Genomic DNA, 14,557 nt, shown 5'->3' with positions numbered 1-14,557 from the left:
CGGGAGAACAGGAATTGCGAGCGAGAAATTAGTCCCAAACATCGATAAACATCGATGCTATCAAGAATCGCCGTAGTGTCCGAAGGTTCCGTACAATAACCGCAAGGACATAGGAGCATAGACGAATGCTCACAGAAAACGTTCACGGTTGAGTAACGGCTGCGGGAATCAGAGAGGCATCAACTGTATGACCAACCCAGAGGAATTAAATATTGAGCGCTTAACGCTTAAAACAAAGCTTAGCTATGGCACGGGAATGCTAACCGCGTCGATTCTGGGTAATATTGTCATCTTCTTTCTGCTGTTTTTCATGACGGATGTCGCTGGACTAAATCCAGCCTTGGCAGGGTCGGTGCTGTTGTTGGGACGCCTTTGGGATGCAATCAATGATCCAATGGTGGGTTGGTTAAGCGATCGCACTCGATCTCCCTGGGGCAAGCGTTATCCGTGGATGCTGGCAGGAGTCGTTCCCTTCGCTGGATTGTTCATCCTGCTATGGCTCGTGCCACCTATGGAAAATCAATGGCAATTGTTTGGCTACTATGCAGGCATTGCCTTTCTATATTACATTGCCTCTACGACGGTCAGTATTCCCTATACCACTCTGGCGTCTGAATTGACACAGACCTATACGGAGCGCACGAGTTTGGCTGGCTTTCAAACGGCATTTGATCTGGCTGGCGGTATTTTTGCGTTGGTGATGGCGCAAGTCATTTTTGAACTGATTCCTGATACCCAACAGCAATATCTCGTGTTGGCAATCAACTGTGCAGTGTTGGCCATACTGGCAGTATTGTTATGTGTTTGTGGCACTTTTTCTCGCTTTCAAACAATGCAATTGCAGCGATCGGCGTCTGTCGCGCCTTCTCCTTCCTTGCTCAGACAAATGCGCACGGTTTTAAGCCATCGCCCATTTCTCCTGATCATGGGAATTTTCCTGTGTTCTTGGTTAGCCATGCAACTCATTGCTAGCGTGTTGCCCTATTTTGTAGTGCACTACATGGGACGGCAAGAGCAAGACGTGACGCAATTAGGGATTACGGCTCAACTCACCGCACTAGTCGCCACAATCGGGTGGAGTTGGTTGGGGCAACGGGTGGATAAACGCACCATTTATTTTCTAGGGATTCCGCCCTGGCTCTTGGCCCAAGCAGGAATTTTCTTTTTACAACCGCAGCAAATCGGCTTTGTCTATGTTTTAGCGGTGACGATGGGGATGGGAATTGCAGTAGCATATCTGGTTCCGTGGTCTACATTACCGGATGTTATCGATCTCGATGAGCTTCAGTCGGGTCAGCGTCGCGAAGGTATTTTCTATGGCTTTATGTCACAGTTGCAAAAAATTGGGGTGGCGGTGTCTCTATTTTTGGTAGGTAAAAGCCTTGATTGGACAGGGTTTATTGCCACCACCGCCGAGCAGCCTACTCCGCTCCAGCCGGATTCTGCCTTGTGGGCCATTCGGTGGGCGATCGCGCCTGTGCCCGCCTTATTTCTGCTCTGTAGTTTAGTGTTAGCCTATTTTTACCCCATCACCCGAGAAGCCCATCAGGAAATTGCCCTACGGCTCCAAGAACGTCGCCATTCACCCATCGATCGAGTCTAAATCTAATCACTTCATCTCCACGCCCCATTCTCAACTCCCAACTCTCCATTCCCTAGCTCATTCAGTCTGTCGATCGTATCTTCTATTTACGCCTTAGCCCTCTATGTCTAGCCCAACTGCTACCCTGTTAATTTCCTGTCCCGATCAACGGGGATTGGTCGCGAAATTTGCCAATTTCATTTACTCAAATGGCGGCAATATTATCCATGCCGATCAGCATACCGATGCTTCGGCGGGGTTGTTTTTAACGCGGATAGAATGGGAGCTAGCCGGATTTAATTTGCCGCGAGATATCATTGCTCCAGCTTTTGGCGCCATTGCCCAACCTTTACAGGCCAATTGGCAACTCCATTTTTCAGATCGGGTGCCTCGGATTGCGATTTGGGTCAGCCGTCAAGATCACTGTTTGTTTGATTTGATCTGGCGACAGCGATCGAAAGAGTTGAATGCAGAAATTCCCCTCATTATCAGCAATCATCCACAATTGCAGTCGATCGCCGACCAATTTAGTATTGACTATCATTATTTACCAATCACACCAGATACCAAACCAGCACAGGAAGCCAAACAGCTAGACTTGTTGCGGCAGTACAACATTGATCTAGTAGTGTTGGCAAAGTATATGCAGGTGCTTAGCTCAAAGTTTATTGCCCAGTTTCCCACCCTGATCAATATTCATCACTCGTTTTTGCCCGCCTTTCCAGGAGCCAATCCCTATCATCGGGCGTTCGATCGGGGTGTTAAAATCATTGGCGCAACAGCCCACTATGTCACCCAAGATTTAGACGAAGGCCCCATCATTGAACAAGATGTAGTACGGGTGAGCCATCGCGATCAGGTAGAAGATTTGATTCGACAGGGTAAAGACTTAGAACGGGTTGTATTGGCCAGAGCCGTGCGCCTACACTTGCAAAATCGCGTGTTGGTATATGGCAACCGCACTGTGGTGTTTGCCTAATGGTTTGGTCTTGATTCATGTAGAGCGAAATAGGTATGGCTAAGTCACCGATTCGAGTTTGCATCATTCTAGGAACCCGCCCCGAAGCGATCAAGTTAGCTCCGGTGATTCAAGCTTTTCAGCAAGATCCAGCCTTTTCCACCCAAGTCATTCTCACCGGACAGCACCGAGAGATGGTGTCCCAAGTCATGAAATTATTTGGGCTGCAAGCCGATCGCGATTTGAACATCATGCAGCATGGGCAGACCTTAACCGACATCACCTGCCGCAGCCTACGAGGACTGGAAACCCTGTTCCACGAGCTTCAGCCCCAATTGGTAATTGTGCAAGGCGATACCACAACCGCATTGGCAGCGGCCCTAGCGGCTTTCTATCAGCAAATTCCGGTGGGGCACGTGGAAGCTGGACTGCGAACTGATCACATCTATAATCCCTACCCAGAAGAAGCGAATCGGCGGTTGATTTCGCAAATCACGCATCTTCACTTTGCCCCTACGACGCTTGCGGTGGAAAATTTAGAGCGATCGGGGGTCATCGGCAAGATTTATCATACGGGCAATACCGTGATTGATGCGCTGTTGACCGTAGCCGCCCAGCAGCCTGCTTGCCCGGTGGAAAATTTAGCCTGGGAGCACTATCGCGTATTATTGGCTACAGTGCATCGCCGCGAAAATTGGGGCAGTCCGTTGCAAGAGATTGCTACCGGATTCTTGGATGTGCTCGATCGCTTTCCTGATACAGCATTGCTGCTGCCCTTACATCGCAACCCGACGGTACGAGAACCCTTGCAAGCCATACTAGGGTCTCATCCTCGCGTATTTTTGACAGAACCATTAGATTACAGCGAACTGGTTGGGGCCATTCAACGCTGCTACTTGCTCTTAACCGATTCTGGAGGACTGCAAGAGGAAGCACCCAGTCTAGGAAAACCAGTGTTAGTTCTGCGAGAAACCACTGAACGCCCAGAAGCCGTCCAAGCGGGTACAGCCAAACTGGTGGGAACCCATCCAAAAACCATTGCCACAGAAGCGGCAACGCTGCTTGCCGATGCCGATGCGTATCAGGTTATGGCTAATGCGGTCAATCCCTTTGGCGATGGTCAAGCATCTCAGCGAATTGTGCAAGCCGTCAAAGCTCATTTTGGCTAAATCAATCCATTTCGATATTCATTCGTCGGTGGGTAAATCGGGTGAAGGGGGTCTGGCGGTATCTAACAGTTCGTGTTTTGACTGTTTCAGTTGTTTCCAAAGTCGCTTAATTTCTGTGTAGGCTTCTTCGGAGGAAATCTTACCACCTGTTTCTAAGTTACAGACAATCCCAACCCGAGAGGCAAACTCTTGCAAGTTGGCATTGAAGGCGAGAGCCTCCGGCGAAAACTCACCATAGTATTTCGACTGAGGATGAAAAAACTGATCTTTATCGTTTTGATTGCTGTTTGGATTATTGCTATTGACCACTGTATTACCTCTGTATTACCTCGTTGTGAACGTTGGCACGACTCTGTATTGAGAAATCGGGATGTTCCAAACCTGTTGATATCGGCTCCATGACTCCTGTTAGTCTCTTTGGTAAAGGACAACGGTTGGCGGGATAGAAGCCATATCGTCAAAACCTTTCCTCTCGCGTCCTTTTGATCATAAGGCTGTTACTTCAGTACCTCACGCTACCCAAGTTACGCTATTTGCTGTTTGTTCTGACCATTTTCTTGTGCCTAGTTGGTCATAAGTTGGGCTACCTTGGGGACAGATCACCTAGGCTTTTACGTTACTTCACCGATCGCCCCTCTTTGCTTTGTGCCCTCCATGACTGCAACTTCCCTACTGACACTGCTAACCGATTTTGGCTGGAACGACACCTATGTTGGGGTTATGAAAGGAGTGATTGCCCAAATTAATCCCCATGTGCAGGTCATTGATTTAACGCATGAGGTGCCTCCCCAAAATATTCAGGTGGCTCAGTTTAATTTGCTCAGTGCTTATCCGTTCTTTCCAGTTGGAACGGTACATGTGGCGGTCGTTGATCCAGGCGTAGGCAGTGCTCGCCGGGCGATCGCCCTCGAATTGGAAACGGGGTTTTTGGTGGGTCCGGATAACGGCATTTTCACCGGCCTACTGGCACAACAGTCCGTTATTCACAGCGTTGAACTCACCAACCGCGATTATTGGCGTGTCCCAGACCCTAGCCACACGTTCCACGGGCGGGATATCTTTGCGCCAGTTGCCGCCCATTTGGCCAGTGGCGTTCCTATCACCAAACTGGGAGATCCGATCGACGTTGTCAATCTGGCTCAATGTCCAATTGCCAGTTGTACCCCCACCGCACACGGCTTTCGGGGCAATATTCAGCATATCGATCGCTTTGGCAACGTTATCACTAATATTCCAGGTGAGTATGTTGATGGTAAAACCTGGTCGGTGCTGGTTGGTAAACGCACAGTGCCCGGTTGTAGTACCTACAGCGATGTCTCTCCCGGTGAACCTTTGGCGTTAGTAGGTAGTCACGGGTGGGTAGAACTGGCCATTAGCGGTGGTGATGCTCATTTTCAACTGCGTCTGAACTGGGAAGATGTTGTGCAGGTGGTCATCGGACAAGGATAAGCCACCCCAACCCTCATCGATCGAGTCAGTCCTTGCTACACTCAGAGGCAGTACAATCGACGACCAAATTTCGCCTGCTCACCCTGACGCTCATGACAATGACTCGACGCATTCTGGATCTGCTTCGCTACGGTCAACCCAACGAACCTGTCACCATTCAAGGCTGGGTGCGCACAAAACGCGACCAAAAGAGCTTTAGCTTTGTAGAAGTCAACGATGGCTCCTCGCTGGCAGGGCTGCAAGTGGTGGTGAATGACGATTTGCCCAACTATGCCGAGACGATGAAGCAGGCTAACACTGGCGCATCAGTCGAGATCAGCGGTGTGTTGGTTGAGTCGCCCGCTAAGGGCCAACGGATTGAACTGAAGGCCCATACTATTAAAGTGTATGGTGAAGCCGACGCCGAAACCTATCCACTACAAAAGAAGCGCCATTCCTTTGAGTTTTTGCGAACGATCGGACATCTACGACCCCGCACTAATACCTTGGGGGCTGTGTTTCGGGTGCGGAATGCCTGCGCGACGGCCATTCACAATTTCTTTCAAGAGCGGGGATTCCTATGGGTACATACACCGCTAATTACGGCCAGTGATGCCGAAGGAGCCGGGGAACTGTTTACAGTAACAGGGTTAGACTTTGAAAAATTGCCCCGTACAGACGCTGGCGAAATTGATTTTAGTGAGGACTTTTTTGGGCGACGGGCTTATCTAACAGTAAGCGGACAACTGGAAGCCGAAATTATGGCGATGGCCTTCACAAATGTCTATACCTTTGGCCCCACCTTCCGTGCTGAGAACTCCAACACATCGCGCCACTTGGCCGAATTTTGGATGGTAGAACCGGAGATGGCTTTCTGTGAACTAGAGGGCAACATGGACTTGGCGGAAGCTTTCCTTAAACATGTCTTCAAGCATGTGCTGGAAACCTGCCCGGAAGATATGGAATTCTTCAATCTCCGCATTGATGATTCAGTGCTAGCAACGGCTGAAAATATCATTAATAGCCAGTTTGAGCGCATTACTTACACTGATGCGATCGCCCTGCTGGAAAAAGCCGACAAATCCTTTGAGTATCCCGTGTCCTGGGGAGCGGATTTGCAGTCAGAACACGAGCGCTATTTGGCGGAAGATCTGTTTAAGAAACCTGTGATTGTCACCGACTATCCAGCCGCTATCAAAGCTTTCTATATGCGCTTAAATGACGATGGCAAAACTGTACGGGCGATGGATATTTTGGCTCCTAAAATTGGGGAATTGGTAGGCGGCTCGCAGCGAGAAGAGCGCTTAGAGGTGTTAGAACGACGGGTGCAGGAATGTGGCTTGCCGATCGAAACTCTGTGGTGGTATCTAGATTTGCGCCGTTATGGAACCGTACCCCATGCCGGGTTTGGCTTAGGGTTCGATCGGCTGGTGCAGTTTATGACCGGAATGGGGAACATCCGCGATGTCATTCCCTTTCCGCGTGCACCCCGCGAAGCTGAATTTTGATTGCGCTTGAATCGAGGGTAGGTTCCAAGCAAGGTCGGCACTGCCCGCCTGCAACGAGAATTTCATGAACCCCGTAATTGCGCAAACAGTTCAATAAAAATCAGCAAACTCATCACTAGTAACGGAAAGCTGATGCCCAACAACCCGGCCCAGCTAACTAGCACAGCCGACACTTGAGTCAAGCGCTTTTGCCACCACGTCTCTGGTCGATCGCCTTCGAGGAAGTGAGTACTGCTTGCCAACAGAAACGCTCCACCAATTCCTAAGGGAATACTGGCGATAAACCAAGGCTCGATATTAACGTTCGATCGATTTAACCCAATCCCTGGCAGCAGCCCAAAACAGACAAGCTCCAACGCTAGCCAGGCTCCTAAACAAGTGAACAAATCTTTTCTGGCAAGCTCATTCATGAAAATCTATCTATGGAGGCTGCAATCAGGCGCTAGAAAGACAATAACGTAGCTATTAACTGTCCTAGCCCTAAGTTTTGTCACAAGTGCTTTACGCTCTGTAACCAGAAGATTGGTTTGAGTAAACTTTGATTGCCATAGATGGTTGTCATCGGTTGAGTTTGTTAGCCTACGAACAGTAGGAAGTTTTCTTAAATCAACTCATGGTTTTGCTAGTTCTACAGAGCCTCTGTAGAGCTTGTTCGTTTTGAGGGTTGTTGGGTCTAGGTTCTATTGTTTTTGAGTTGTAGTCCATTCTTCTGCCTTGAGTTATGAATCACTATTGCTACACCTGGATTGAGGATTGGTGTCAGGAAAACGGTTGGACAGATCTATTTGTGCGCGAGCGCAAGGAATACTGGGCGTTCCCGCCTAATGCTGTGATGCCGTTGCCAATTCCTAACCAGGCACTACGCCTGATTAAAGCCAAACAAGGCTTAAGCCCGGATGAACGGAAATGGTGTGTGACGGCGATCGGCATTAGTGTTATGTCGGCACTGTTTACTTATCTATTACAGTCACCCATGCCGCTAGTGTCTGCTTTTGCGATCTGTGCCATGATCGTCGCCCAACTTGAAGTCGAAGATTAAGAAGCTGACGATAGACTAGCTGAGGGATAGGTCAGGGAATAGGGAGTAGGCGGTAGGTCAGGCGTTGCTGAAAGAAGATGATTCTCGTGCTGGAGCTTCTTGCAGCCCTCACCCTAGGGAGAAGGGTTGGGGATGAGGGCAATTCCTATCTGCTTCAGGAACGCCGGGGAGTAGGTCATAACCAATACCCGGGTTGATGAATAATCAAACTCAATACAAACTACTCACTACAAAAAAGCAAGACAAAAAAGGAAAGGACTAAAGAGGCATAGACTCTTCATCCTTTCCTTTAGGTTGTCTTAGTAGAAATAAGTAGAAATAAACGAGATAACCGTCGATCGATGGATATATCCGTTGACCTACTTCGAGTTCATCTGTCGTGCCATGTCCTTAAACATATCTAGGCTGGGGCCCGGACGGCGGCGAGGGGTGTTCTTCGGAATGAGATGATCGGTCGCAAAGGTGTTACTAGAAGCTGGAATTGCTTTAATTTCAGCTTTCGCCTCTGCTTGGGTTGTTTCATCAATCTCAACAGTGACTGATTCCACCTTTGCTTTCTGCGATTTTTTCGATTTCTTTGTAGTTTTTGTTGCTTTAGAGGCGACAGCCTCTGTGGCAGAAGTGGCTACGGCGGCAGCGGCCTCTAGGGCTGATTTTGCTTCAGACGCTGCTGTTTCCAGTGTTGAAGACACAGCGTCCTTGACCGCTTCAGGGGTTGTTGTAGCAACGGATTCCGTCTTGGGTTTTTCTGCGGTTGCAGGTTCAGAACCGTTGGACGGTTGTGGTTCCGCCTCTAGAAAATATTCGGATTTCTTACCCAATCCTAAAAACTTTAATACCATTGTTGCGATCGCTCCTAAAAACCTCTCCTTCCAACCTCACGAACACCTCGCCAACGGCAAGGCAAGCCTGAGACTGTTATTGATCCTATAGATACGAGCCTAGCACGATATGGACCTGGGAATGAAAGGATAAAAGGAGAAAAGAGAAAGGCTTGAAAAAGGGGCAAATGATACAGGCTCAAGGTTCAAAAATTGGATAGATATCCCGGTAGAACATCATCAACCCTCGGAATATTTACTCACTTTCTATCCTTCACCTTTAGCCTTTGTTATAGCTATTACAGCGTGCCAAAGCCTTTCTTTTTCTTGTCCTTTTTCTTCTTCTTTCCTGGCGACATTGCACCGGGGTAGCCGCGCCAACCGGGGGGGGGAGGACTGGGCATTCCACCAGCGGGCGCACCGCCACCAAACATCCCTCCCAATCCGGGCATTCCCATCCCGGGCAATCCACCCTGACCCATCTGCTGCATCAGCGATCGCATTTTCTGGAAATCTTTCACCAGTTTACTGACATCGTCCAGGGAATACCCCGACCCTTTGGCAATGCGACGACGGCGACTAGGAGACCCCGACAGCAACTCTGGTTCTCTGCGTTCTTCGGGGGTCATCGAGTTAATCATGGCTTCCACCCGTTTCAGTTGCGCCTCGCCTTGTTGCAACTGTTCGTCGGAAATTTTGCCGCCCATGCCTGGAATCAGCTTTACAATTCCCGCTAGCGATCCCATGTTTTTCATCAATCGCGTTTGCTTCAGAAAGTCGGCGAAGTCAAACTTGGCAGTCAGAATTTTCTCTTGTAGCTTTTCAGCATCCGCTAGATCGACTTCTTCCTGAGCTTTTTCTACCAGGGTGAGCACATCGCCCATGCCCAAAATTCGTGAGGCCATGCGATCGGGATAGAACGGCTGTAGTGCCTCTACTTTTTCGCCAACCCCAATGAACTTAATGGGCTGACCCGAGATCCGACGTACTGATAGGGCAGCGCCACCGCGAGTGTCGCCGTCCATTTTGGTAAGAATGGCCCCAGTGATACCAATTTCTTCATGAAAGGTGCGTGTCAAGTTCGCGGCTTCCTGTCCGGTCATGGCATCTACCACCAGCAACACCTCGTGGGGCTGCACGGTTTGTTTGATGCGAGCCAATTCGGCCATCATGGCTTGGTCAATTTGTAAGCGACCTGCTGTGTCAATGATGACCGTATCGATGCCGTCAGCTTTGGCTTGTTCAACGCCCTGCCGAGCAATTTCCACTGGATCGGCATCACTCCCCATCTCAAAGACGGGCACACCGATCTGCTTCCCTAACGTTACCAACTGATCGATCGCCGCTGGACGGTAAACATCTGTTGCCACCAGCATCGCACTGCGTTCCTGTTTACGCAAATGCAGAGCCAGTTTCGCGGTAGCTGTGGTTTTACCCGTCCCCTGAAGCCCTGCCATCAGTACGATCGTCGGGGCTACATCGGCATGAGCCAGCGGAACATTGGTGTCTCCCATCACTGACACTAGTTCATCATAAACAATTTTGATGAACTGCTGTCCCGGATTGACCCCTGCAATCACTTCTGCGCCAAGTGCCTGCTTCTGCACTTCAGCAACAAAATCTTTGACAACCTGGAGGTTAGCATCTGCCTCTAATAGGGCCCGACGAACTTCTCGTAACGCCTCTTGAACATTGGACTCCGAAATTTTGTCTTGACCCCGGAGTTTTTTCCAGGCTCCTTCCAGACGATCGGCAAGGGCTTCAAACATAAAGCAATATCTCTAGTCTCTAGCAGTAACGAACCCAGTCACAAATACTGAATACTTCCTATTTTAGAGACTTGTGTTGAGAATTTTGTGGCTCATCAGGGTTAGACAGGTTTTTCTAACTAGAAAAGAAGGGAGGATGAGAACTCAACTCTAGCAACGTCATGTTCCAGGACCTCCCCCCTGATTTGACAGGACGATCGAGTTGATCGTCCCAATCGATCCAACCAATCCAACTAGAATCGGTAGGCTGCCCCTAATTGCAAGCTGACTGCCGAGCCAGAGCTATTTTTGTAAGCATCAATCCCTAACTTGGCATCGCCATACAGCACAACATTCGGATTCACTGCCGTTTCCACCCCCAGTGTTACCACTGGCGCGTCTTGGTTTCCTAACAACGACGACTCTCCTCTACCTAATACAAAAGAGTAGCCTCCACCCACATACAGGTTTGTATTGGGAGCCACTCCAACGTCATAGGAAACGATCGGCATAATGGCACTATTATCTCCATTAAATAGGAATGCGCCACGCAACGATACTGGCAATTCTCGCGCATCTAAACGCCCTTGAATATTACCACCTAAAACCGATCCATCTTCATCAACATTAGTAACGCCAGCCGATACACCACCGCCTAAATAGCTGCCTTCCATCCCTCGGACTTGTGCAGAAGCGCGATCGGCAGAAAACAAAATTGATCCTACTGCCATTGCTGAAACAATCGAAGTTGTAGCGATCACTTTGATAGACCGTTTCATAGATACCTTCCTTCCTGAAGAGTGCTGAATTACAGTGGCTAAGCTGAGTTAGCCATTGATTTGTACACGGATGAGTTGTCAATTAATCTATTAACTTCACCCTGATCGAGCACAATTTATCTCTCATGTTCGTAAAGATAAATCGCTGATTGAACCGATCAATAGAGCAATGATTTCGCTTCTTTTATGCTCTTTGTTTGAAGAATAAATCAAAGAAGCAGTTTAGAAGAACAGGTGCTTTTGCTGTAATTTGCTCATAATTTAGTTATAGGTTTTGAAATTGATTTTTTCTAAAAAAATAGCCTGTTTTACAACTGTCACATTCAATTTTTTAACTCTTGTTTAACATTATTTTCTTATTCAAAAAAGCGTTTTATTTAAAGGATATCAATGTAAAAAAGATGGATAGTAAGACACCAAAAGCTCGTGAATTGTTCCAATCAAAAGGAGGAATTCTTCCCTAGTTTCGATCGCAGCCGTCAGAAAAAACGCTGGCTGGCTAGTTGAATACAGAGAATGTGATCAATTCCCACTTGAGCCTTGTCGGATGCTGTGAGATGCTGCACTATGTCAATTGTTGATAAATGCTAAGCGACCCTACGCCGAGCTTACGAAGTAGGCAGCCGGGAAAACCGAGAGGACTGAATACAGAGAGGGGTTATGCCAATTCACACACCAGACTGGGTGAAACATGCTGTTTTCTATCAAATCTTTCCCGATCGTTTCGCCAGAGGGTTGCAACCCCTGATGCCCAAGCTAGAGACGGTACCCTTAGAAGCTTGGGAGGCCCCACCCACCCCCCAGGGCTACAAAGGTGGCAATTTATGGGGTGTGATTGATAAACTCGACTATTTGCAAGACTTGGGGGTGACTGCTATTTACTTCACACCCATCTTTCAGTCTGCCAGCAATCATCGCTACCACACGCAGGATTATTACCAGGTCGATCCGTTATTGGGTGGCAACACTGCTTTCTATCGCCTGCTGGAAGCGGCCCACTGGCGAGGTATGAAGGTTGTACTAGATGGCGTCTTTAACCATGCCAGTCGCGGTTTCTTCTTCTTTAACGATATTTTGGAGAATGGTCCCCATTCGCCCTGGATTGATTGGTTTAAGATTGAAGGCTGGCCACTGGCTCCCTACGATGGCGATCGACCGGCAAACTATAAGGGCTGGGCAGACAACCGCGCTTTGCCAGAATTTAACCACGCTAATCCGGCTGTGCGGGAATATATTATGCAAGTAGCCGAGCATTGGATTCGTCAAGGCATTGACGGCTGGCGGCTGGATGTACCAATGTGCATCAAAGAACCGGGGTTTTGGCAAGAATTTCGCGATCGGGTGAAAGCCATCAACCCCAACGCCTACATTGTGGGTGAAATTTGGCGAGATGCACGACAATGGTTAGACGGTACGCAGTTTGATGGCGTTCTGAACTACTGGTTTGCCGGAGCCACAATTGCTTATACTGCAGGCGATCGGGTGATTCGTGATCAGGTGCAAGATCGCGATTATGATCCCTATCCAGCGATGGATGCCGTCACCTATGCGGAAAAGATTCAACTGTTGCTGCATCGCTATCCCTGGGACATTCAACTCACTCAACTCAATCTTTTAGCCAGCCATGACACAGCACGGTTGCTGACCCTTGCAGGCGGCGACATTAACAGTGTTAAACTAGCAACCCTATTGCTGATGACTTTTCCTGGTGCACCCAGTCTTTATTACGGCGATGAAGTTGGTCTGGAGGGGGCCCTTGATCCGGATTGTCGGCGCAGTTTTCCACCTCCTGCCCAGTGGAATACAGACCTTTTCGAGTGCCATTGCCAGTTAATCAGCTTACGTCATGCCCACATGGCTCTGCGTATTGGGGAATATCGCTTGTTAGGAGCCGAAGGTCTAGCGTATGTCTTTGCTCGGCTTTGGGAAGGAGATGTATTGATTGTGGCGGTAAACTCCGATGATATTCCAGCCCGCATCGACCTGGAAACCGTTGGAATGCGTTTACATGCACAGCCTAGCCAAATTCTCTATAGCACCAATGCCGACGCTGAAAAACACACTTCGATTCTTTGGACTGCCGACAACTTGTTTTTGGAGATTCCACCCCGAACAGGGCTGATTTTGGGATGAGTACCATTTCTTAGCGGAAGCTGTTAGGTTCCATGGCTCTAGGGCTTACGAATCAAGATGTATGCATTTGCATATTCTGGCAATTGGCTGATGTGGGTATAAAACTCATCTCGATCGCGAAATACACCCGCCAAAAAATCTAGCTGATGCAGGTTGGGTAAAAAAGCTCCGCCTGTATCGGCAATGACGCCTAGTTGTGCAGTTCCCGATGGAGCGGCTAACACCACAATGCGTCCTAACCCAATATTCAGTACATCGCCAGCAAACGTGACACCAGGTTTAATAGAAATTTTTGCTTCGGATGTATGTCCATAGCCTTTGATCGCATCAACCGGTTTGAAGTACCAATAGCGCCCTTGGCGATAGGGTGAAATATTCGTATCGTAAGCAATGCCATTATTGCGATCGACATTAAAGAAAGCGGATGAGCCGTCCGTAAAGTTTACCAGTACCGTTCCTTGCATCAGAGCATCTTCAAAGCTATCTCGCGTCAAATATGCCAGCGGTTCGACTCGGCCAAATTCTGCGCCTCCCGGTTCGTAAATGCCCGCTAGAACCTCTTGTTTAGTGTAGTTGAGGTAGAACCGATCGGTTTCGGCATCATCTGGGAGTTGATAGAGCGGGACAGTGAACACCGCTGTGGGAGACCGAGAACCAGGATGGGTAAACACAGCGTATTTGGTCAGGCGCACCTGTTTCTCCCTTAAATTGGCCGGATCATAAGCCGACCATTCTATGACTCGAAAGTGAGTATTAATGAAGTTCGGATCTTTGAGGCGAGTAGGCTGCTGATGGCGTAGGTCTTCCTGAAGCGTCGCGATCATGAACTCCAGTGTATCTAACACATCTGCTATCGTTACCCCCTGCGCCCCCAGAATACCCTCTCGCTGCACCTCTGCATTTTCCTCGCCATAGGTTTGGAAATAGGCCTGTGTATTTTGCAGAACAGTCAGCAAGTCAGTTTCGTTGAAGCGCAACTCAACACGCGGCAGCCTGCCTGTACGCATCACCTGATGCCCATCAACGCTGAAACGGGGACGATGATATTCATCGATCGCTTGGTAAACCGCAGGTGTGGTTGCTACAGCAGAAGCAGTGGAAGCGGTGGATACTGTAACTTCGTTGGGGTTGGGCCATGAACTCGTTGGGGTTTGATGAGCGAGTGGAGATCCCCCGATCGCCAGACTAATCAACAGGGCACAGAAAAAGTAAAAGAGACCGACGCGATTCAGCATAGATTTAGCAAGACAGTTTTAGCAGGTTGGTTTCAGGAACCATGTGTAGTTTGCATAGGCAGTTCCAGTCTTGACTGAGAACCAGTGCTTAATTAGTGAGGAGCTAGTTAGGAGCCGTCGTTGAAAATTCGTCGTTGAAAATTCATAGTACGGGTGA

At 48.8% G+C, this 14,557-nt stretch carries 13 protein-coding genes; 7 read left to right on the top strand and 6 right to left on the bottom strand.

The window, feature by feature from the left end; translation table 11 throughout:
* Window positions 1-187: 187 nt before the first annotated feature.
* The 3 genes from OXH18_RS24665 (at window position 188) to wecB (ending at window position 3,709) form a co-directional block, all read left to right on the top strand.
* On the top strand, window positions 188-1,603 hold the full coding sequence (locus OXH18_RS24665) for an MFS transporter (protein ID WP_268610198.1): 1,416 nt from the start codon (window positions 188-190) through the stop codon (window positions 1,601-1,603).
* A 103-nt stretch (window positions 1,604-1,706) separates the two neighbouring features.
* The gene (purU, locus tag OXH18_RS24660) at window positions 1,707-2,561 is read left to right on the top strand and encodes a formyltetrahydrofolate deformylase (protein ID WP_268610197.1); all 855 of its coding nucleotides are present in this window, start codon (window positions 1,707-1,709) and stop codon (window positions 2,559-2,561) included.
* 35 nt (window positions 2,562-2,596) lie between these two features.
* On the top strand, window positions 2,597-3,709 hold the full coding sequence (gene wecB, locus OXH18_RS24655) for a non-hydrolyzing UDP-N-acetylglucosamine 2-epimerase (protein ID WP_268610195.1): 1,113 nt from the start codon (window positions 2,597-2,599) through the stop codon (window positions 3,707-3,709).
* 18 nt (window positions 3,710-3,727) lie between these two features.
* Here the strand turns inward: wecB and OXH18_RS24650 are convergent, their stop codons facing one another.
* On the bottom strand, window positions 3,728-4,018 hold the full coding sequence (locus OXH18_RS24650) for a DUF7219 family protein (protein ID WP_268610194.1): 291 nt from the start codon (window positions 4,016-4,018) through the stop codon (window positions 3,728-3,730).
* Between the two features lie 345 nt (window positions 4,019-4,363).
* On the opposite strand from OXH18_RS24650, the gene OXH18_RS24645 reads away from it, so the two are divergent.
* Window positions 4,364-5,158, top strand: coding sequence for an SAM hydrolase/SAM-dependent halogenase family protein (locus OXH18_RS24645; RefSeq protein WP_268610193.1), 795 nt, complete (start codon window positions 4,364-4,366; stop codon window positions 5,156-5,158).
* Between the two features lie 98 nt (window positions 5,159-5,256).
* Window positions 5,257-6,645: an asparagine--tRNA ligase gene (gene asnS, locus OXH18_RS24640; RefSeq protein WP_268613252.1), complete on the top strand. Its 1,389-nt coding sequence runs from the start codon at window positions 5,257-5,259 to the stop codon at window positions 6,643-6,645.
* Between the two features lie 62 nt (window positions 6,646-6,707).
* On the opposite strand, the gene OXH18_RS24635 is transcribed toward asnS, so the two are convergent.
* Window positions 6,708-7,055 (bottom strand): hypothetical protein, encoded by a 348-nt coding sequence (locus tag OXH18_RS24635; RefSeq protein ID WP_268610192.1) that lies wholly within the window; start codon window positions 7,053-7,055, stop codon window positions 6,708-6,710.
* A gap of 311 nt (window positions 7,056-7,366) precedes the next feature.
* On the opposite strand from OXH18_RS24635, the gene OXH18_RS24630 reads away from it, so the two are divergent.
* Window positions 7,367-7,684, top strand: a complete 318-nt coding sequence (locus OXH18_RS24630; RefSeq protein ID WP_268610191.1) for a slr1957 family protein — start codon at window positions 7,367-7,369, stop codon at window positions 7,682-7,684.
* A 359-nt stretch (window positions 7,685-8,043) separates the two neighbouring features.
* Here the strand turns inward: OXH18_RS24630 and OXH18_RS24625 are convergent, their stop codons facing one another.
* The 3 genes from OXH18_RS24625 to OXH18_RS24615 form a co-directional block, all read right to left on the bottom strand.
* Window positions 8,044-8,526, bottom strand: a complete 483-nt coding sequence (locus OXH18_RS24625; protein ID WP_268610190.1) for a hypothetical protein — start codon at window positions 8,524-8,526, stop codon at window positions 8,044-8,046.
* 278 nt (window positions 8,527-8,804) lie between these two features.
* Complete coding sequence (gene ffh, locus OXH18_RS24620; protein ID WP_268610188.1) at window positions 8,805-10,274, bottom strand: signal recognition particle protein; 1,470 nt, start codon at window positions 10,272-10,274, stop codon at window positions 8,805-8,807.
* Between the two features lie 233 nt (window positions 10,275-10,507).
* Window positions 10,508-11,032 (bottom strand): porin family protein, encoded by a 525-nt coding sequence (locus tag OXH18_RS24615; RefSeq protein ID WP_268610187.1) that lies wholly within the window; start codon window positions 11,030-11,032, stop codon window positions 10,508-10,510.
* Between the two features lie 660 nt (window positions 11,033-11,692).
* Here OXH18_RS24615 and OXH18_RS24610 point away from each other — a divergent pair.
* Entirely contained in the window at window positions 11,693-13,165 is a 1,473-nt protein-coding gene (locus tag OXH18_RS24610) for a glycoside hydrolase family 13 protein (protein ID WP_268610186.1), read from the top strand.
* 38 nt (window positions 13,166-13,203) lie between these two features.
* Here the strand turns inward: OXH18_RS24610 and OXH18_RS24605 are convergent, their stop codons facing one another.
* A complete protein-coding gene (locus OXH18_RS24605; RefSeq protein ID WP_268610185.1) occupies window positions 13,204-14,400 on the bottom strand; it encodes a murein transglycosylase A family protein in 1,197 nt (398 codons plus the stop codon).
* Window positions 14,401-14,557 lie beyond the last annotated feature (157 nt).

This window comes from Thermocoleostomius sinensis A174 (assembly GCF_026802175.1).
Lineage (GTDB): Bacteria > Cyanobacteriota > Cyanobacteriia > Elainellales > Elainellaceae > Thermocoleostomius > Thermocoleostomius sinensis.
This window is presented reverse-complemented; position numbering and strand designations above follow the sequence as displayed.